This window comes from Aminivibrio pyruvatiphilus (assembly GCF_004366815.1).
GTDB classification, from domain to species: Bacteria; Synergistota; Synergistia; order Synergistales; family Aminobacteriaceae; genus Aminivibrio; species Aminivibrio pyruvatiphilus.
In genome coordinates this window covers 13,941-33,192 of the sequence record NZ_SORI01000025.1, presented here as the reverse complement: position 1 = coordinate 33,192, position 19,252 = coordinate 13,941, and the positions used below count along the sequence as shown (strand labels likewise).

The window sequence follows — 19,252 nt, the reverse complement described above, 5'->3', positions numbered from 1 at the left end:
GCGAAGGATGTTATTCCGCTTTCTCCGCCCTTCAGTTCGATGTGGATTTTCTTGGCCTTTTCCGTCATAATGATCGCACCTCTCTGGTGAAGGGTCGTGTCGTCGCAAACACTACCTTAACACTGTTCTCCGAACAGTCCAGAGAGGTTTTTTATTTTTCAGGGTGCGGATTTAGGCTGCCTCCGTTGTCTGGACTGAAAGGGAAAAGTGTGGAAGAATGGAACCGATTTCTCCGCCCCTCCCGGCGGAAGAAGAATCCCATATCGTTCTGAAGGAGGTAGTGAAGATGAAGTTCGGAAGGTTTGCGGTGCTTTTTGCGGTTGCGGTGTTCTGCCTGGCGGTTCCCTTCGGGGCCGAGGCTGCCCGGGAGGTTAAAATGTCCTACAACGGCCCGGCGGACGCGGAAAACAACGCGGTGCACCTTTTCGCGGAGAATTTCGCCAAACTGGTGGCCGAGGGCACCGGGGGCGAAGTAGTCGTGAAACTCTTCCCGGACAGCCAGCTCGGGAACGAGGAAGAGAGGATGGAGCTGCTTTCGAAGCAGGGAATGAACCAGCCCATCATCAACGTGGCTTCCTTTGCCGGCGTTGCGCCGGTCTTTCCGGAAATCTACGCTTCCGCCGTTCCCTTCATGTTCAACAGCTACAAGGCTGCCCACTTCTTCTTCGATGGAAGCCGGTACTGGAAGAAGGCGCAGGAAGAGTTCCACAAGCGCACGGGCGCCTATCTCCTCGAAGCCGTGGAGGAGGGAGGCTTCCTCGCCTTTACGAACAACAAGAAGGAAATCCGTTCTCCCGAAGACTTCAAGGGACTGAAATTCCGCGGCATGGACGAAGGACAGGTCATCCTGTACAAATCCTTCGGCGCCAGCGGAACCCCAATCCCGTGGACCGAACTCTACATGGCCCTCAAGACGGGCGTGGTGGACGGCCAGATGAATCCCGCCATGTACATCAAGATGGGAAGCCTTCATGAAGTGCAGAAATACCTCACCCTGGCCAACATCCAGTATTCCGACCAGTTCCTGGTGATAAACGGCGATTTCCTCGATTCCCTCACGCCGGAGCACAAGGCGGCCGTCATCGAGGCCGGCAAGAAGACAAACGCCCTGAACCGCGAGGCCATGGCCGATCAGGATAAAAAGGATATCGACTTCCTCGTGGAAAAGGGAATGATTGCCTATGCTCCCACGAACGAAGAGATGGACGCGTTCCGCGCCGCCGGCCAGCCGGCCTACGTGGAATGGCTGAAGTCCAGGGCTGGTGAGGAATGGCTCAACCTCGCCCTCGAGTGCGCGAAGAACGCGAACGAGAAGGCGAAATAGCGTCGCCATGACACCCGCCCGTCACCCTGAGCAGAACGGGAGCGGTCTCGCCGGCTGGACCCGCAGGCTTGAGCGGATCAGCGCATGGACTGCCTGTTTCCTCCTGCTGGTCAATGTCGGCGATATTCTCCTCGGCATTTTCTGCCGATATGTGCTGAAAAGTTCCATCATCTGGACCGAAGAAGTGGCCCGCTTCTCTCTCGTATGGATGGTGATGATGGGCGCTCTGGGTGCGGCGGTGAAGGGGGACCACATGGTCATCGACTTTGTGGTTCCCCGCTTTCCCGCTGTCCTGAGGAGAATTGTGGAATGGGGGCGCTTCCTGCTCGCAGCGGGAATCCTCTCCCTCATGATCTGGCTTGGATGGGTCAACGCCGTCCAGATGTGGCACATGAAAACCATGGCGCTGAACATTCCCAAGACCATACCCCTTCTCTCCATACCCGTGGGCCTGGCCCTGCTTCTTGCGGGAACTGTCCTGATGCATCTGCAGACCATCGGAAGGAGGGGATGAAATGGGTCTGTCCATGCTTTTCGCCTTTCTGATTCTCATGGTACTCGGCGTTCCCCTCTATCTTTCGCTGCTCTCCACGTCCCTCTTCGGCATCGTGATGCTGGGGGATCTGTCCCTTCTCAGGGTCATGGGCCAGCAGTTTTTCGGAGGGATGGATGTCTTCTCCCTGATGGCCATTCCGTTTTTCATCCTTGCGGGCATCCTGATGAACCGCTCCGGCCTTACCGACCGCCTTCTTGACTTCAGCAGGCTCCTTGTGGGCTCTGTCAGGGGCGGCCTCGGCTATGTCAACGTGGTGGGGGGGATCATCCTCGCGGGAGTCAACGGCTCCGCCGCGGCGGACGCCTCGGCTCTCGGCTCCATTCTCATTCCCGCCATGGTGAAGGACGGCTTCTCCCCTCCCTACGCGGCCGGGCTCACTGCGGGAAGCGCTCTCATCGGTCCCATCATTCCGCCGAGCATCTTCATGATCATCTACGCCACCATGACCAACACCTCCATCGGGGGACTGTTCGCCGCCGGTATTCTTCCGGGGATTGTCCTCGGAGGGGCCTTCATGGCCATGAACTATGTCTATTCCCACAGGTATCAGGTCCCCGTGGCGGACTTTGCCGAAGTCCGGAAGCGGAAAAAGGAGATCCTCATCCGTTCCCTGGCGGCCCTTTTCGCCCCCGTGATCATCGTCGGGGGAATCGTCACCGGGATCGTTACTCCCACAGAGTCGGGGGCTCTGGCGGTGGCTTACTGCCTTCTGGCCGGGCTTTTCTACACCAGGCAGCTCACCATGAGGGCACTGGCGGAATCTTTTTATGAAACGGTGAGGCTTTCCAGCTCCATCTTTCTCATCATGGGAGCCGCCACAGTCATCGGGTGGCTCCTCAAGTGGGAGCAGGTTCCCCAGAGATTCGCGTCTCTCATCCTCCAGGCGGGACTGCTGGACAAGCCGTGGCTTCTCATGATAGTGCTGAGCGCGATCATCTTCCCCGTCGGCATGTTCATGGAAGAGGTTTCCACCCTTGCCCTTCTCACCCCCATCTTCGCACCCATAGCCCTGAAGGCGGGGATCGACCCCTTCCATTTCGGTGTCGTCATGACCCTCAACGTTACCATAGCCCTTATAACGCCTCCCATGGGAGCGTGCAACTACATTGTCGCCGCCGTGGGAAGGGTGAAGCTGGCGGACGTGTTCGTCCACATCTGGCCCTTCATCGGCGTGGCCCTTCTTGTGCTGCTGGTCATCATTTCGTTCCCGCCGCTGACCACGCTGCTTCCGCGGCTGCTGAATCTCTGAGGGAAGGAGCAGGAGAATGAACCACCCCTATCAGGATATTCCGATTTGCCTTCCGGATTCATTTTCATGGGACGCTTCCCGGCGGATACCCGTGGAGGAGTGCGGTGAACCCCTCGTTTCAGCGGGCTATCTTCCGGAAAAGATCATCGTGAGCCCCCAGTATTATATTCACGGCATCGAGGGCTCCATTCCCGAATGTTTCGTCCGACGCTCGGTGCTCGTGCGTCTCAGCAGGGCGGCTGACCTGCTGCCCCAGGGGTGCCGCTTCGTCCTGCTCGATTCCTGGAGACCCCGGATGGTCCAGACCTCCCTTTTCCAGAAATTCAGGTCGGAACTGAGGGAAAAGATGCCCCTGCTCGACGACCAGGAAATCACGTCGCTGGCCTCCCAGTTCGTGGCTCTGCCTTCCGTATCCCCGGCCCATCCCTCTCCTCATGTCACGGGAGGAGCCGTGGACCTCACCATTGTGGATGAAACAGGGCTGTGTCTCCCCATGGGGGCGGATTTTGATGAAACTACGGAAAGGTCGGCTACGGATTATTTCGAGAAAAAACTGGCGGCGAAGGAGCGATTGACCGCTTCGGAAGAGGAAGCCCTTTTCAACAGGAGGATGCTCTATGCCGTCATGACCAGGGCCGGTTTCACGAATTACCCGGACGAATGGTGGCATTACGATTACGGTAACCAGAACTGGGCGCTGCTCAGGGGAGAAAAAACGGCCCCTTACGGCACCGCTGAACCGCAGTTTCGCTGGAAGTCTTCCTAACGGTTTTTTTTAAATATGGCGATGATATCTGCCGGAGGCCCGTGCCTCCGGCCTTTTTATTGCCTGCCCTGTCCCGTGCCACTGTCCGTGCGGCAGGACAGGAGTGAAAAGGGTGGAAAAAAATCAAAATAGGGAGTATATTGCAAAATAAATGCTGTCATGCCTGCATATCTGATTCTGAAAGGGGAGGAAGATCATGAGGGGAAAGTTTGTGCTCAGGGATGACTCCGTCTACAAGATGCCGGTCCATTTCGGGGGGGATCCCTTCACCCCGGTAAGAACGGTCTATGGAGACATGACGGGGATTACCGTCATGTTTGAAACAGACCCGGAAGCCCTCCTGTCCATTCTCCCGGAGGATTTTGAACTCCTGGCGCCGATGGTGAACGTGCAGTTCGCCAATGCGCGGGAAGTGGACTGGATGACGGGCGGCGAGTACAGGCTCATCCAGGCGTCTTCTCCCGTCCGGTATGTCGGAAATGCCGAGGGACTGGAGGGTGAGTATGTCTTCGTCATCTGGGAGAACAAGGCGTGCCCCATCCTGGGGGGACGGGAAGAGGACGGCATGCCGAAAGTCTACGCCGACATCGCTTCTGAGCGCCATTACGGAGACGAGTGGTTCACTGCCGCGAGCTACGAGTCCCATACATTCCTCTCCCTCGAATTCTCGCGGAAGGAAGAACTGGGGGAAACCGAAATAGGGCAGCTCAACGCCCGGTCGAAGGTAAACTACTTCGGGTGGAGGTATCTCCCCAACCTGGGAAAGGGAGGGGCTTCCCTGAGCCACGCCACTCTCTACCCACAGGAAATGACCGTGAAGAAAGGCTGGAAAGGGGAGGGGCGGCTGCTCTGGACTCCCCCCGACTGGTGGAAACATCCTCTGCAGGCGCGGATCATCAGTACCCTTGCCTCCCTTCCCGTGCGGAAAATGGCCGGAGGGGCCATGTTCAAGGGAGTCGCCAGGCTGAACGTGGGCGATTCGAGAAGACTGCCGTAAGAAAGGGGAGAGGAGTCATGAACGGATACTTTGAAAACAAGGTAGCTGCTGTTACCGGGGCCGCTTCCGGCCTGGGCCTCGGCATTACGGAGAGTCTTCTTGCAAGAGGCGCCCGGGCGGTGTTCATGGGCGACCTCAAGGAGGAAAACCTCACCCGCGAGTCGCGCAGGCTGAGTTCGGAATATCCAGGGAAAGTCTTTCCCGTGCTGACGGATGTCACAAAGCCTGACGAAGTCAAAAAACTTGTGAGCGATGCGAAGGACTTCGACGGCCATCTCGATTTTGTCTTCAACAACGCAGGCATGGGAATGACCCTTCCCACGGAGCAGATTACTTTCGAGATCTGGAAATTCGTGGTGGACCTCAACCTCATGGGAGTGGTATACGGTACGTACAGCGCCATTCCCCTCATGCGGGAGCAGGGCTTCGGCCATATCGTCAACACCGGCTCCATCACCGGGCGGGTCCCCGTTCCCTACCAGGCGGTGTATGCCGCCACCAAGAGCGCCGTCATATCCATGACGGAAAGTCTCCAGTACGAGCTGGAAAACGAAGGCCTCCGGTTCAGCGTTTTCTGCCCCGCCAATGTCCGGACGGCGATCTTCGGCGAAATGACCCCTCCCCCCGACTCCATAAGCGTGGAGGAGGCGGTGGAATACATTTTCGCCGAAATGGAGAAACACTCTGTGGTGATCGTTCTTCCCCAGTCGGCCCGGGATTTTGACGCCCTTTACAGGACGAAGAAGGACATGTTCGACGAGTTTGCCCGGAAGCTTGCCGATGAGCGGAGGGAGAACTACAGGACGAAGGGCACCTATTTTTGAGATTTGCCGCTGCGATCCCGCGGAAAGGCAGTCTGCAGCGTTAAAAGAAGAGGGGGAGCCTTCCCGAGGCTCCCCCTTCCAGTTCCTTCAAGGGGACCTACCGGAAAAAGGATGCGAGTATTCCGGCGAGCAGAAGGGCAGGAAGCATGTTGACCGCCTTGACCCGTTTGATCTCCAGTATGGAGAGGCCGATGCCGAGAAGAAGGAGGCCGCCCACGGCGCTCACTTCGTCGATGACGGGCTGGGTCATAACTGTCTGCACCGTTCCCGCGAGAAAGGTCATCCCTCCCTGGTAGAGCAGCACGGGAATGGCCGAGAACACGATCCCGGGGCCCATGGAGGCGGCCATGGCAGCAGACGCCATGCCGTCCATGAGCGACTTGGTGACGAAGAGCCTCGGAAACTCCCCCATGCCTTCCTCGATGGCTCCCAGAATGGCCATGGAGCCCACGCAGAAAAGAAGGGAGGAAGCCACGAAGGCTTCGGTGAACTTTTCGTTCTCGGAGCGGATTTTTGCCTTCGTCCATTCGCCCAGCCGGTTCAGTCCCTTCTCGAGGTCCAGGTATTCTCCGAGCAGGGAACCTCCCACGATGCTGAAGGCCATGACAAGAAAACTCTGGGTGCGCTGTGCCATAAAAACGCCGAGAAACAGGGTCAGCAGGCCCAGTCCCTGGAAGGTGATGGCTACGAATCTCTGGGGAAGGCGGGAGTGAAGGGCAAGTCCCGCGAGGGAGCCGATCACGATGGCAAGGGCGTTCAGAACGCTCCCCGAGGCCGGGACATGGGAAAAAAAGAAATCCACGATAATAGAATCCTCCTGTACTTTTCAGCAGATGGGGAAAAAGGGAGTCAGTCCCTTTCCTCCCGGAAAAATGGTGTTCCCAGGGATGCCGGGGCTCCGAAAACGATGCCCTTTCCCTTTTTTATGGAAATGAAGAGCAGCACGCCGATGGTCATGAGATAGGGAAGCATCATCAGCACGGGGGTGGGGATGGTGGTTCCCGCGGTCTGGAGCCGCAGCTGGAAGGCTTCCACTCCTCCGAAGAGATAGGCGCCGAGGGCTGCCCGTGCAGGATTCCAGATGGCGAAAATGACGAGAGCCACTGCGATCCAGCCCCGTCCGGCGGTCATCAGCTCCCCCCACATCTTCGTATAGGCCAGGGACATGTAGGCGCCTCCGACGGCCACGATGCCTGCCCCCGCCAGGGTGTAGAAGTACCGGGTTTTCGTCACCGAAATGCCCATGGCGTCCGCTGCCCTGGGGTTGTCTCCCACTGCCCTGAGGTAGAGTCCGGGCCGGGTGGAGGAATAGAACCAGCAGAAAAAGATCACCAGACCGTAGGAGCAATAGGTCAGGGCGTCATGGGAGAAGAACACGGGGCCGATCACCGGAATGTCGGCGAGGAGAGGAACACTGATCCGGGGAAGCCCGGGAATGGTGAAGCCGACGAAGTTTCTTCCGAGCAGGGAGCTTGCCCCCGTGCCGAACATGGTCAGGGCGAGGCCGCTGACCACCTGGTTGCCCTTCAGGGAAACGCAGATGAAGGCATGAACAAGGCCCATGAGCGTGCCCACGAGAAAGGCAGCCGCCACGCCGAGCCATGCGCTGCCCGTGGAATAAGCAACGGAAAAACCGGTGTAGGCGCCCATGAGCATGATGCCTTCAAGGCCGAGGTTGAGGATCCCGCCCTTTTCCGTGAGAATCTCCCCCAGGGTGGCGTAGAGAATTGGAGTTCCGCTCCTGACTGCGGCGGTCAGGATGGGGATGATCATTTCCATTTTATGCCCCCTCCTTGTGAGGAGTATCTTTCGCAGGGATGATCCTCAGGGTGTATTTCCGGAAGAATTCCCCGCCGAGGACGAAGAACAGGATCAGGCCCTGGAGCACCATGACGCTCGAGAGGGGGAGCCTCATGACGATCTGGAGCGTTTCGCCCCCCACGAGCAGGATCCCCATGAGGAAGGACACGAAAATGATGGCGATGGGGTGGAGCCGGGCGAGCCATGCCACTATGATGGCGGTGAAGCCGTACCCGCCCGAGAAGCCGTGCTGAAGCCTTCCCTGGAGTCCCGAAAGCTCGCACATCCCAGCGATTCCCGCTATGGCCCCTGAGATGAACATGACGAGGACCACGTTCTTCAGGTAACTCATTCCGGCGAATCCCGCCGCTTTCGGGTTTTCCCCCATGACCCTGATTTCATACCCCCATCGGGTGAACCTCAGAATGACCCAGAAAAGGAGGGGAAGAAGGAGCGCCAGGACGAGCCCACCGTGAATGCGGGTGCCCCAGAAGACGGGCAGTCTGGCTGAATCGGGGAAGGGAGGCGTCATGGGGAAACCCAGGCTCGATGGATCTCTCCAGGGGCCGAAGACGAAATAGTTGAGGAAGTTCATGGCCACGTAGTTGAGCATCAGGGTGGTGATGATCTCGTTCACGTTCCATTTTGCCCTGAAATATCCCGCTATGGCCGCCCAGAGACCGCCTGCAACCGCTGCGGCAAGAAACATGAGCAGGAGCATGACGGTCCTGTTGTCGCTATAGAAGAACCGGACCATGGCCGTGGCGGCTATGGCGCCCATGAAGATCTGCCCTTCGGCGCCGATGTTCCAGATGAGCATGGTGAAGGAGAGCATAACAGCGATGCCCGCCATGATCAGCGGAATGGCCTTTACCACCGTTTCGCTGAGGCCGTAGCCGTCTCCCAGGGCCGATGTGAGAATAGCCCGGTACGCCTGGAGGGGGGAGACTCCCATGAAATGGAGGAACACTCCCCCCGAAATGATCGCCGCAGCAAGGGAGAAAAAGGGGATGGCGACGGAAAGTTTCCAAGTCGAAGTCAGCCGGGGTTCGATCTTGATTCTCACCGGACGGTCCCTCCTTCGCACTTTTCCAGTTTCGCAAGGGGTGTACCCGCCATCATCAGGCCGATGATCTCCACCGGCACCGAGGAAGGGGAATCAAGAATTCCCATGATTTCGCCCTTGCACATCACCGCAAGCCTGTCGCTCAGGGCGATAAGTTCCTCCAGGTCCTCGGACACGAGAAGGACTGCTCCTCCCCGTTCCCGGTGGAGAAGAAGCTGATCCCTGACGAACTTGGTGGCAGCCACGTCGAGTCCCCAGGTGGGATGGACCGCAAGCAGGGCGGCGGGGGAATCGCTCAGTTCCCTTCCCAGCATGAGTTTCTGCAGGTTTCCCCCGGAGAGGTTGCGGACCGGTGTTTCCATGGACGGGGTACTCACGTTGAACCTGGAGACAAGCTCCCGGGCGAAGGCAAACACTTCCTTCCAGTTCAGGAAGAGTCCCCGGGACACCGGGCGGTTCCAGTACCGCTTCAGAATGGAATTTTCGCTCACGTTCATGTTTGGAACAAGGCCCGTTCCCTTCCTGTCGGCGGGAACGTAATGGACGCCCTGGCTTATGAAATCCTTCGGCAGGGCGTTGGTCATCTCCCGGCTGTTGACCCGAATGGTTCCCGATTCGACTTTCCGCAGGCCCACGAGCGTTTCGCACAATTCCTGCTGTCCGTTTCCGGCCACTCCCGCTATGCCGAGAATTTCCCGCTGGCGTACCATGAATGTGGCATGATTTACGGCTGGAAAACCCCTGTCGCCGAGGGCACAGACGGAGGCGCATTCAAGGACCGGGTCGCCGGGGGCGAGCGGGGGTTTGCTTATGGAGTAGATCATTTTCTGTCCCACCATCATCTCGGCGAGCTGCTCCTTGGACGTGGCTGAGGTTTCCACCGTGCCGACGAGTTTTCCCTTCCTGAGGATGGTCACCCTCTGCGACAGGCCCATGACCTCGTCCATCTTGTGGGAGATGAACACGACACCGTGGCCCTCGGAGGTCATCTGCCGCACGGTCTCGAAGAGGTGCTCCGCCTCCTGGGGGGTGAGCACCGCCGTAGGCTCGTCGAGGATGAGGATGTTCGCCTGCCGGAAGAGCATCTGGAGAATTGCCACCCGCTGCTGCTCCCCTATGGAGAGCTGCCAGATGCTTGCGTCGGGGTCCACCCTGAGGCCGTATTTCGACGAGAGGGAGGAGATTTTGTCCCGTATGTCGTTCTTGGGCAGGATGCAGGGGAGCCCGTCAAGGCCGAGGATCATGTTTTCCCATACCGTCTGGCTTGGAATGAGCATGAAGTGCTGGTGAACCATGCCGATCCCTGCTTTGCGGGCGTCCCCGGGGGATGAGAAGGCCAACTCCTTTCCTTCGATGAAGAGAGAGCCGCTGTCCGGACGGTACAAGCCGTAGAGAATATTCATGAGCGTGGATTTCCCCGCGCCGTTTTCTCCGAGAAGAGCGTGGACTTCTCCGGGGCGCACGTCGAAATCCACGTCGTGGTTTGCCGTTACGCCGGCGAACCGCTTCGTGATCTTTTCCATGCGCACCAGCGGCTTGCGTTGATTCATCCCATTTCCTCCTTGTGTTCGGAATTGCGGAGGGCGAAAAAAAGGGCGCGGAAATTCGCGCCCTCGAGAATCTCCCTGCTATTATCATACAAAAGATCGGCCTATTTGGGTATATCTCCCTTCACGCCCTCGACGAACCAGTTCATGGAGAGCATTTCGGCATCAGTCATGGCGGTTCCCCCGGGAACCTTCACAACGCCGCCCTGGTCCTTCACCGGGCCGTGGAACACGTCCCAGCCGCCGGCCAGGATCTTGGCCTTCTCGTCTTCCACGAGCTTCTTTACGGAGTCAGGCACATCCTTGCCGAAGGGTGCCAGGTCGACCATGCCTTCCTTCAGTCCGATCCAGACCTGCTCGGACTTCCATGTTCCTTCCACGACCTGCCGGATGGTGTCCCTGTAGACGATGCCCCAGTTCCAGATGGGTGCGGTGAGGTGTTTCGTGGGAGCGTAGTTGCTCATGTCGTTGTTGTATCCGACCACGTAGATTCCGGCTTCTTCGGCGGCCTGAGGTGCTGCACCCGTATCGGCATGCATGCCCAGAACGTCTGCCCCTGCGTCAATGAGGGCCTTTGCGGCTTCCTTTTCCTTGCCGGGATCGAGCCAGGAGAAGATCCAGATGACCCGGACTTCCGCGTTGGGGTTGGCCTTCCTCACGCCGAGGGTGAAGGCGTTGATGCCGCGGATGACTTCGGGGATGGGGTAGGCTGCCACGTAGCCGATGACGTTCTTCTTCGTCATGCTCCCCGCCACGAGCCCGGAGAGATACCGCGCCTGGTACATCCTTCCGAAGTAGGTTCCGACGTTCTCGGCAACCTTGTATCCGGAGCAGTGCATGAAAATGATCTCGGGGTACTTCTTTGCCACTTCAAGGACGAAATCCATGTGGCCGAAAGAGTTGGCGAACACCACCTTCGATCCGTTCCGCACAAGGGTCTCCATGACCCTCGCTGCATCGGGGCCTTCCGGAACTGATTCCACGTAGGTTGATTTCAGGCCGGGGAACGCCTCTTCCATGAAGAGCCTTCCCTTGTCGTGCATGAAGGTGTATCCGCCGTCGCCGATGGGGCCTATGTAGATGAAACCGGGATTGATTTTTTCCACCGGGACCGGCGGAAAGGCGGCAAATGCCGCGCTGCAGAAAATGAAACCGACCGCGAGAGCGAGAAGCACAGAAAATCTCTTCACGTTTTCTACCTCCCTGTTAAAAATGTGGGCCCTCTGCCCAACGCTATTATACATTGCCGCGGTTGATTTAGGAATCCGGGTCCCAGCGTTTCATGAAGACCGGCAAAAGCAGCCGGACAACGGAAAAACGGGCTTTTTCCCCCGGAAAAGAGGGCCTGCCGCACCGTCTTTCTTTCCCTTCCCGTCATGCTACAATAATAGCTCATAATTTTTCGGCGACGAGGAGGAATGTTCGGCGTGTCCAGCGAACGGTATCACAAGACATACCCCATTTCATGGGAGCAGATCCACAGGGACTGCAAGGCCCTTGCCTGGCGCCTGGTGGGTCTGGCCAAATGGGAGAGAATCATAGGCATTGCCAGGGGAGGGCTCGTCCCCGCCGCTATCATCGCCAGGGAACTGAATATCCGGCTGGTGGACACGGTCTGTGTGTCAAGCTACACTATCCGGAACCAGGGAGAGATTTCCGTTCTCAAGGAAATCCGGGGGGACGGGGAAGGATGGCTCATCATCGACGACCTGGTGGACACTGGAAAAACGGCCAGGGTCGTCCGGGAAATGCTGCCGAAGGCCCACTTCGCCGCCGTGTACGCCAAGCCGGAAGGGCGCCCCTTCGTGGACACGTTCATCACGGAAGTCAGCCAGGACACCTGGATACTCTTCCCGTGGGACGCGGAAACCTCCTACGCCAAGCCCATCGCCGAACAGCAGTAAAAAAGGGGGGACGTTTCGTCCCCCCTTTCCGGCAGTTCTTTTTGGATCGGCTTTCTCAGGCGAGAAGGTCGATGTTCTGGCCTATGCCCATGCTCTGCATAAGCTGGGAGAGCATGTCCTTCTGAAGGTCGGTGACCTGTTTCATTACGGAGTACTGAACGGCAAGCTGTACGTCCTGTGCCGCGGAGCTCCGGGACGCAGCGGAAATACCTTCCATGCAGTTCCACCTCCCGCTTTCCTTTTGCCTGATTATATCACACCGGAGCGCCCCGGAAAAAAAGAGGTATAATCAGGAACATCCAATCATTTCTTCGGGAAGGCGGGGTCCGTGTGCATTATTTCAACTACGCTTTTTTCCTTCTTCTCTGGGGGTGGATCCTCTCCGGAGGATACGTACGCTACGTAGTCCCCCTCATAGGCTCCGTTTTCACCACCCTCGATTCCATGGAAGGAAGCGGGCAGGTAATTCCCAGGGCTCTCGCCTTTCTGGTGAAGATCGTCCTTACCGTCGCCCAGACCTATGTGCTCGGCATCTGGTCGGCCTACTGCGTGCTCCGCACCATGGTGTTCCTTCTCGAACCCGGAACGAACGGGTGGCTGTATTATATTTCCGCCTTCGTCATCTGCGAAGGAATCCTGGGGATCGTGGCGAAAAGGGAGCCCTACAGGGGGCTTCTCTCCGTATTTCATTCCGCCATGGCCATGGGCTTTTTCGTCATATTCGCCCTGAATCCCTATTTCCTCGCCTCCGTCTATCCCTGGCTTCCGCCCCTGGTGAAGTTCCCCATAGGCTGAGCCGTTCCGGGGTGCGTCACGCCTTCCGGGTGCCTGCGGGATCTCCCTTGGGGGGAACGATGCAGACGAATTCGAGGGGCGAGTCGCCCGTATTGGTGAAGTTGTGCTCCACGCCGGACGGAACATGGGCCCAGCAGCCGCCTTCCAGCCGGTAGGTCTCGCCGTCGATCCTGGCGTCGCAGGAGCCCCCCATAATAAGCACGTAGTGAGGCCAGTCGTGGGTGTGGAAGGGGGTCTGGGCTCCCTTTTCAACGGTGAAAAAGCGGGCTACGTAATCGTCCCAGAATTTCCCCGGCGCGAAGACGATCCGCCGCTCTATTCCCGCAGGCTGGACCGCATCGTGAGCCTGCGGGATGTCTTTCAGTCTGCCGGCGTGGCATTTGGAACAGGTCATGAAGTTCACGCTCCCTGGATAAATTGGATTTATTCCCTTCTCCCGGTGGGGAAGGGAACCACCGGAATGGTACCATGGGGGGGTGTCCCTGTCCAGAAAGACGGATGGCAATAGAGCGTCGCCGGAACGGAGAAAAGACTTGCAATTCTCACCCCATTGTCTATAATGCTTTATCACAATGGAACGTCAGTTTCATATATTCTGTATCGGGAATGGGAGGAAAGCAGTTATGAAAAGAATCGCAGCGGTTTTATCGGTAGTTTTTCTTCTTCTGGTTCTTGCGGCTTCGTCCGCGCCGGCGGCCGACATCAAGCTGGCCCACGTGGTGAACGAAAACGACGCGTTCCATGTCTGCGCCCTCAAGTTCAAGGAGCTTGTAGAGGCCGGCAGCAAGGGTGAGCTGACGGTCACCATCTACCCCAACGCGAAGCTCGGCGACGAGAGAAACCTTCTCGAAAGCATGCGTATGGGCGTGGTGGACTCGGCGATCATCACCGGCGGGCCCATCATCAACTTCATGCCCAGGTTCGGCGTGTTTGACCTTCCTTTCCTTTTCACCACTCCGGAGCAGGCCTACAAGGTTCTGGACGGAGAAATCGGCAGGGGAATGCTCGCCGATATGGAAGCTCTCGGCTGGAAGGGCCTCGCCTACGGAGAGAGGGGCTTCCGCAACCTCACCAACAGCAAGAAGCCGGTCAACGTTCCTGAAGACATGAAGGGCCTGAAGATCAGGCTCATGCAGAACCCCGTGTACGTGGACTCCTTCAAGGCCCTCGGGGCGAACGCCGTTCCCATGGCCTGGACCGAGGCCCTCACCGCCCTCCAGCAGGGGACCATCGACGGACAGGAGAACCCCCTGAACGTTATCGTGGCCTTCAACCTCTTCGAGTCCCAGAAGCACCTTGCCCTGACGCGGCATGCCTATGCGCCCAACGTGATCATGATGAGCATGCGCACCTGGAACAAGCTTTCTCCCGAGCACCAGAAGCTCGTCCAGGAATCCGCCCAGGCGGCAGCGGAGCATAACAGGGCCTACGACAATGAAAAGGAAGCCGAATGGCTCCAGTTCCTCAAGGACAAGGGCATGGAAGTCACCGAGCCTGATCTCTCCCTGTTCAGGGAAGCGGTCAAGCCCGTGTACGAAAAATACGAAGAGCAGTTCGGCAAAGACCTTGTCGAGGCCATCCTTGCCGTGAAGTAGGCAGCGGCAGGAATGGAACGGAATAGCAGCGATGCAAGAGGCGAGACGAAGCGCTCGCCTCTTCTCCAATTAAGCGATGCAGTGAATGAGGTCAGCGAGGTCGTCCTCTTCGGAATGATTCTCGCCATGATTGCTGTGACCACCCTCCAGATAGTCTGCCGCATCTTTTTCGACGCCCTCATCTGGTCCGAGGAGCTCACCACCTATCTACTCGTCGCGTCATCCCTTCTCGGCGCGGCCGTGGGCTTTAAAAGAGGGTCCCATATTGCCGTGACCTTTCTGGTCAATAAACTCCCTGAATTCCTCAGAAAAGCCGTCTCCTTTTTCGTCCAGTGCCTGGGCGTGTTTTTCTTTGCGGTCGTCGCCTTCTACGGCGCCGAACTCATGAAAAGCGAGGCCATGCAGACCACTCCTGCCATGGGAATCTCCATGACGTGGGTCTACATCATGTATCCCGTGATCGGGGGCATCATACTGCTGCATCTTATCGCCGGATTCGGCGATATCCTGGGGAGGCGCTGACCATGGGACTTGTTCTTGCAGGCAGCTTCATAGTCTTCATGGTGCTGGGTGTTCCGGTAGGGCTCGCCATAGGGGCCGCAGGCCTCCTCGTCGTGCTGCTGAGCGGTTTCCCCCTGGCCATGATTCCCCAGACCATGTTCTCGGGCAACGAATCCTTCGCCCTGGTGGCCGTTCCCTTTTTTGTCCTTGCCGGGGATATCCTTGCCAAGGGAGGCATTTCCGAGCGTATCGTCGCCTTCGCCGAAGCCACCCTCGGCAGGTTCCGGGGAGGGCTCTCCATCGTCTCCACGGTGGCATCCATGTTCATCGCCGCCATCTCGGGGTCCGGGGCAGCCACCACGGCCGCCGTGGGCTCCGCCCTGCTTCCCCAGCTCAAGAAAAAGGGGTACGACGTGGACTTTTCAGCAGCACTCATTGCCGCGTCGGGAACCATCGGCGTGGTTATTCCCCCGAGCGTCCCCATGGTGCTCTATGCCGTCATCGCTGGAATATCGGTGGCCAAACTCTTCATGGCGGGCTTTGTGCCCGGTTTCCTCATGGGGATGGGCCTTATCGCGTACTCCATGTACGTCGCCAGAAAGAGGGGGTATCCTGCGGCGGAGGCCACCACTGGCAGACAGAAATGGAAGCTCTTTCTGGAAGCATCCTGGGGACTCCTCACTCCCGTGATCATCCTCGGCGGCATCTTTTCGGGCTTTTTCACCCCGTCGGAGGCGGCGGCCATCGCGGTTGACTATTCCCTGATAGTGGCCTTTTTCATCTACAGATCCATGGACTTCAAAAAGTTCTACAGGCTCGTGGTGGGAGCCGGCGTTACGTCATCCCTCATCATGTTCATCATCGCCACCTCGAAGCTTTTCGGGTGGGGGCTGGCCTTCTACGAAATTCCCGAGGCCGTGGCCCGCGTGTTCCTCGGATTCGCCGGGGGCAACACGATCCTCATTTACCTGATGATCACCGTGATCATCCTCCTGGCCGGCATGTTCATGGAGACCGCCTCGGCCCTCATCATCCTGACACCCATCTTCCTTCCCACGGTCATCCAGGTGGGCGGCAACCTTGTCCATTTCGGCGTCCTCATCTCCATCGGCCTTGCCATCGGCATGGCCACTCCGCCCGTGGCCATAAACATTTATGTCGCCAGCGCCATCACCGGCCTTCCCATCGAGCAGATCAGCAAACCCATCGTTCCCATGGTGGCGGTGCTTATAGGGGTCCTGATCCTGGTGACCTACGTTCCGTCCATCATCCTGTCCCTCCCGCTGCTCGTCTGGGGACCGGCCGGAATCTGAAAAGACAATTTCCTAACCAACAGGAGGTAATGCATCATGCGGAGCGACAAAGCGAAAACGGGTCCGGAAAGGGCTCCTCACCGGTCCCTGCTGAAGGCTTCGGGATATACCGACTGGGAGATCAGCCGTCCCTGGGTCGGTGTGGTCAATCCTTACAATGCCATCATCCCCGGCCACGTCCACCTGAACAGGATCACCGAGGGCGTGAAGGCTGCCGTATACGCCTTCGGAGGGTTCCCTCTCGAGTTTCCCGTGATCGGCGTCTGTGACGGCATCGCCATGAACCACGAGGGGATGAAGTTTTCCCTCCCGAGCAGGGAACTCATCATGGATTCCATCGAGATCATGGTCAGGGCCCACGCCCTGGATGCCCTTGTCCTTGTCACGAACTGCGACAAGATCATTCCCGGCATGGCCATGGCGGCCTTTTCCCTGAACATCCCCACGGTCATGATCAGCGGAGGCCCCATGCTCGCCGGAGTCAGCGGCGGGAAAGACGTGGACCTCAGCAACATCTTCGAGGCTGTCGGAAAGAGGGTCGCCGGCCTGATGACCGACGACGAACTTCGGGCCATTGAGGATACCACCTGCCCCACCTGCGGCTCCTGTGCGGGGATGTTCACCGCCAACACCATGAACTGCATGATCGAGGCACTGGGGCTCGCCCTTCCCGGCAACGGGACCATACCGGCGGTCTATTCCGCCAGGGACCGGCTCGCCAAGGAAGCCGGGCGGCACATCATGATGCTTGTCGAGAAGGATATCCGGCCGAAGGACATCGTCACCGCTAAATCCTTCGCCAACGCCGTGGCCGTGGACATGGCGCTCGGCGGCTCCACAAACACCGCCCTCCACCTTCCGGCCCTGGCCCATGCGGCGGGGATACCGCTCAGCCTTGACCAATTCGAGGAAGCGAGCAGGAAGACACCCCACATCTGCAGCATGAGCCCGGGGGGAAACCATCACATCCAGGATCTTTTCGCGGCCGGAGGAGTGCAGGCCGTCATGGCCCGCCTTCTCGAGGGAGGGCTGATCGACGGAACGCCTCTAACCGTAACGGGACGGACCGTGGAAGAAAACCTTCGGGGAGTCCGGGTTTTTGACGACAATGTCATCCGGCCCCTGGAGAACCCCTATCATGCCCAGGGGGGGCTGGCCATCCTGAAGGGCAACCTCGCTCCCGAAGGAAGCGTGGTGAAACAGTCCGCCGTGGACCCCTCCATGCTGAAGCACTCCGGCCCTGCCCGGGTATTCGACAGCGAGGAAGCGGCAAGCGAGGCCATTCTTGCACGGAAGATCAACGACGGCGACGTGGTGGTCATAAGGTACGAGGGACCCAAGGGAGGCCCCGGAATGCGGGAGATGCTCGGGCCCACCTCGTCCCTGGCGGGGATGGGAATGGACAAGACCGTGGCGCTCATCACCGACGGGCGCTTTTCGGGGGCGTCGAGGGGCGCATCCATCGGCCACGTCTCTCCGGAAGCGGCCGCCGGCGGAAACATCGCCCTCGTGCAGGAAGGCGATACCATCGAAATCGATATTCCCTCCCGGTCGCTGCACCTCGCGGTGCCGGACGAAGAGCTGGAGAAGAGACGGGCTGCCTGGAAACCCGCTGAAAGCGTTACGGACAGCCTGTTCCTCGAAAGGTACCGGAGTGTTGTCACTTCGGGCTCCAGGGGGGCCGTATTCGGCAAGTAGAGTGTCATCCGCAAAGGGGCCCTGATCCCGGGCCCCTTTTTTTAACGGGGAGGGAGCGTTGTGGGAGAAAGGGAGAGAACGGAAGCCCGCATACTCGACGCAGTGGGGACCATCCTTTCGGGAAAGGGGTACGGCCATCTCGGAGTGAACGAGGTCGCCCGCCAGGCCGGCGTGGACAAGGTGCTCATCTACCGTTACTTCGGTGGCATGCCCCAGCTTATGAGGGCTTTTTTTTCCCGGAGAAAGTACTGGCCTTCCACGTCGGAAATTCTCGAGACCGGCGGTGAAGCCGGGGCAGACCCCGCGACACGGGCCTACGCCATCCTGAGAGGATACCTGAGGGAACTGAAGAAATCGGATGCGGCCAGGCAGATACTCCGGGGAGAGATCGCCGGGCGGGAGGATGTCTCCGCCTGGACCTCGGATGACCGCTACCGGCAGGGGATGGAACTGCTCGACCTTCTGCGGGACCACAGCGGCGATGCTGAAGGGGTGACCGAAATGGCCGCTCTTCTCACCGCCGGCTTCACCTTTCTTCTCCTGAGACGGGATGTTTCGCGGCGTTACCTCGGCCTCGACCTGTCAAGGGAGGAGACCTGGGAGCGGCTGGAAAAAACGATCCACCTGCTGGTGGAGCTTTTTTATGAAAAAAGAAAAGCCCCGCCCGGTGACGAGCGGGGCTGAGGAACAGCAGGCGCCTTCCGGAACTACCTTGATTGAAGCGCCTCCACGAGGGCTTTGCCGAAAGCGGGGAGGTCAGACGGGGTTCTGCTCGTCACCAGCTTTCCGGAGACCACCACCGGCTCGTCCACCCACTCCGCCCCCGCGAGGACCATGTCGTCCCGGATGCTCTTGTAGGAAGTGGCCCTGGCGCCCCTGAGGATGCCGGCAGAAACGAGAACGCTCCCCCCGTGGCAGATGGCCGCCACGACACCGCCCGAAGCGCTGACCTCCCGGACAAAGTCCACTACGGACCTGTGAGTGCGGAGACGGTCCGGAGCCCAGCCGCCGGGTACAACCACGCCTGCCACGTCCGAGGGGGAAAGGTCCGCGGGAGACGCGGCCGCCTCGATGGAGGTTCCGAGTTTGCCTGTGTACACTTTTCCGGCGGCGGGCCCCACGGCGATCGGTTCAAAACCGGCCTCGGCTATGCGGTAAAAAGGATACCAGAATTCAAGATCATGAACGTTCTCTTCAACGAGAACAGCGACTTTTTTCGACACTGAAATCTCTCCTTTCGTTGTTTAAGGGTTCTTCCAAAGAACCGCCTGAAGCAAGTCTAGCATAGAATGACAAAATATAAACCCGGAGGGGTAT

Annotated in this window: 21 protein-coding genes; 13 read left to right on the top strand and 8 right to left on the bottom strand. The window is 58.7% G+C overall.

The genetic code is table 11. The features are described 5' to 3' along the window. The first annotated feature begins 286 nt into the window (after positions 1-286). The 6 genes from C8D99_RS13470 to C8D99_RS13445 all read left to right on the top strand — a co-directional run bounded on the left by C8D99_RS13470 (position 287) and on the right by C8D99_RS13445 (position 5,716). A complete protein-coding gene (locus C8D99_RS13470; RefSeq protein WP_133959029.1) occupies positions 287-1,324 on the top strand; it encodes a TRAP transporter substrate-binding protein in 1,038 nt (345 codons plus the stop codon). 7 nt (positions 1,325-1,331) lie between these two features. Continuing rightward, on the top strand, positions 1,332-1,838 hold the full coding sequence (locus tag C8D99_RS13465) for a TRAP transporter small permease (protein WP_133959028.1): 507 nt from the start codon (positions 1,332-1,334) through the stop codon (positions 1,836-1,838). A 1-nt stretch (position 1,839) separates the two neighbouring features. Continuing rightward, on the top strand, positions 1,840-3,129 hold the full coding sequence (locus C8D99_RS13460) for a TRAP transporter large permease (protein ID WP_133959027.1): 1,290 nt from the start codon (positions 1,840-1,842) through the stop codon (positions 3,127-3,129). A gap of 16 nt (positions 3,130-3,145) precedes the next feature. After that, positions 3,146-3,895 carry a M15 family metallopeptidase gene (locus C8D99_RS13455; RefSeq protein WP_133959026.1) on the top strand — a complete coding sequence of 250 codons (750 nt, stop codon included), beginning with the start codon at positions 3,146-3,148 and terminating at the stop codon, positions 3,893-3,895. Positions 3,896-4,091: 196 nt separating this feature from the next. Continuing rightward, positions 4,092-4,892 carry an acetoacetate decarboxylase family protein gene (locus tag C8D99_RS13450; protein ID WP_133959025.1) on the top strand — a complete coding sequence of 267 codons (801 nt, stop codon included), beginning with the start codon at positions 4,092-4,094 and terminating at the stop codon, positions 4,890-4,892. A gap of 17 nt (positions 4,893-4,909) precedes the next feature. Beyond that, on the top strand, positions 4,910-5,716 hold the full coding sequence (locus tag C8D99_RS13445; protein WP_133959024.1) for an SDR family NAD(P)-dependent oxidoreductase: 807 nt from the start codon (positions 4,910-4,912) through the stop codon (positions 5,714-5,716). A gap of 97 nt (positions 5,717-5,813) precedes the next feature. Here C8D99_RS13445 and C8D99_RS13440 read toward each other — a convergent pair whose 3' ends face one another. The 5 genes from C8D99_RS13440 to C8D99_RS13420 form a co-directional block, all read right to left on the bottom strand. After that, positions 5,814-6,518, bottom strand: coding sequence for a DUF554 domain-containing protein (locus C8D99_RS13440; protein ID WP_133959023.1), 705 nt, complete (start codon positions 6,516-6,518; stop codon positions 5,814-5,816). 47 nt (positions 6,519-6,565) lie between these two features. After that, positions 6,566-7,495, bottom strand: a complete 930-nt coding sequence (locus C8D99_RS13435) for an ABC transporter permease (protein ID WP_133959022.1) — start codon at positions 7,493-7,495, stop codon at positions 6,566-6,568. Position 7,496: 1 nt separating this feature from the next. Continuing rightward, on the bottom strand, positions 7,497-8,582 hold the full coding sequence (locus C8D99_RS13430) for an ABC transporter permease (RefSeq protein ID WP_208321195.1): 1,086 nt from the start codon (positions 8,580-8,582) through the stop codon (positions 7,497-7,499). Further along, positions 8,579-10,132, bottom strand: a complete 1,554-nt coding sequence (locus C8D99_RS13425; RefSeq protein WP_133959021.1) for an ABC transporter ATP-binding protein — start codon at positions 10,130-10,132, stop codon at positions 8,579-8,581. The genes C8D99_RS13430 and C8D99_RS13425 overlap by 4 nt, the downstream gene beginning before the upstream one ends. 101 nt (positions 10,133-10,233) lie before the next feature. Further along, positions 10,234-11,319: a BMP family ABC transporter substrate-binding protein gene (locus C8D99_RS13420; RefSeq protein ID WP_243833951.1), complete on the bottom strand. Its 1,086-nt coding sequence runs from the start codon at positions 11,317-11,319 to the stop codon at positions 10,234-10,236. A 228-nt stretch (positions 11,320-11,547) separates the two neighbouring features. On the opposite strand from C8D99_RS13420, the gene gpt reads away from it, so the two are divergent. Continuing rightward, a complete protein-coding gene (gene gpt / locus C8D99_RS13415) occupies positions 11,548-12,033 on the top strand; it encodes a xanthine phosphoribosyltransferase (RefSeq protein WP_133959019.1) in 486 nt (161 codons plus the stop codon). A gap of 55 nt (positions 12,034-12,088) precedes the next feature. Here the strand turns inward: gpt and C8D99_RS15265 are convergent, their stop codons facing one another. Then, the gene (locus C8D99_RS15265) at positions 12,089-12,250 is read right to left on the bottom strand and encodes a hypothetical protein (protein WP_166670194.1); all 162 of its coding nucleotides are present in this window, start codon (positions 12,248-12,250) and stop codon (positions 12,089-12,091) included. A gap of 113 nt (positions 12,251-12,363) precedes the next feature. Between C8D99_RS15265 and C8D99_RS13410 the strand changes: the two genes are divergently transcribed. Next, positions 12,364-12,828 (top strand): hypothetical protein, encoded by a 465-nt coding sequence (locus tag C8D99_RS13410; RefSeq protein WP_133959018.1) that lies wholly within the window; start codon positions 12,364-12,366, stop codon positions 12,826-12,828. 16 nt (positions 12,829-12,844) lie between these two features. Here C8D99_RS13410 and C8D99_RS13405 read toward each other — a convergent pair whose 3' ends face one another. Continuing rightward, a complete protein-coding gene (locus C8D99_RS13405; protein WP_133959017.1) occupies positions 12,845-13,222 on the bottom strand; it encodes a cupin domain-containing protein in 378 nt (125 codons plus the stop codon). 229 nt (positions 13,223-13,451) lie between these two features. On the opposite strand from C8D99_RS13405, the gene C8D99_RS13400 reads away from it, so the two are divergent. The 5 genes from C8D99_RS13400 (at position 13,452) to C8D99_RS13380 (ending at position 18,619) form a co-directional block, all read left to right on the top strand. Continuing rightward, entirely contained in the window at positions 13,452-14,423 is a 972-nt protein-coding gene (locus tag C8D99_RS13400) for a TRAP transporter substrate-binding protein (RefSeq protein WP_133959016.1), read from the top strand. Between the two features lie 81 nt (positions 14,424-14,504). Next, entirely contained in the window at positions 14,505-14,945 is a 441-nt protein-coding gene (locus C8D99_RS13395; RefSeq protein ID WP_243833950.1) for a TRAP transporter small permease, read from the top strand. A 2-nt stretch (positions 14,946-14,947) separates the two neighbouring features. Further along, positions 14,948-16,237 carry a TRAP transporter large permease gene (locus C8D99_RS13390; RefSeq protein WP_133959014.1) on the top strand — a complete coding sequence of 430 codons (1,290 nt, stop codon included), beginning with the start codon at positions 14,948-14,950 and terminating at the stop codon, positions 16,235-16,237. Positions 16,238-16,273: 36 nt separating this feature from the next. Beyond that, on the top strand, positions 16,274-17,935 hold the full coding sequence (ilvD, locus tag C8D99_RS13385) for a dihydroxy-acid dehydratase (protein WP_133959013.1): 1,662 nt from the start codon (positions 16,274-16,276) through the stop codon (positions 17,933-17,935). 60 nt (positions 17,936-17,995) lie between these two features. Next, a complete protein-coding gene (locus C8D99_RS13380) occupies positions 17,996-18,619 on the top strand; it encodes a TetR/AcrR family transcriptional regulator (RefSeq protein ID WP_133959012.1) in 624 nt (207 codons plus the stop codon). 23 nt (positions 18,620-18,642) lie between these two features. On the opposite strand, the gene C8D99_RS13375 is transcribed toward C8D99_RS13380, so the two are convergent. Then, on the bottom strand, positions 18,643-19,158 hold the full coding sequence (locus tag C8D99_RS13375; RefSeq protein WP_133959011.1) for a type 1 glutamine amidotransferase domain-containing protein: 516 nt from the start codon (positions 19,156-19,158) through the stop codon (positions 18,643-18,645). Positions 19,159-19,252 lie beyond the last annotated feature (94 nt).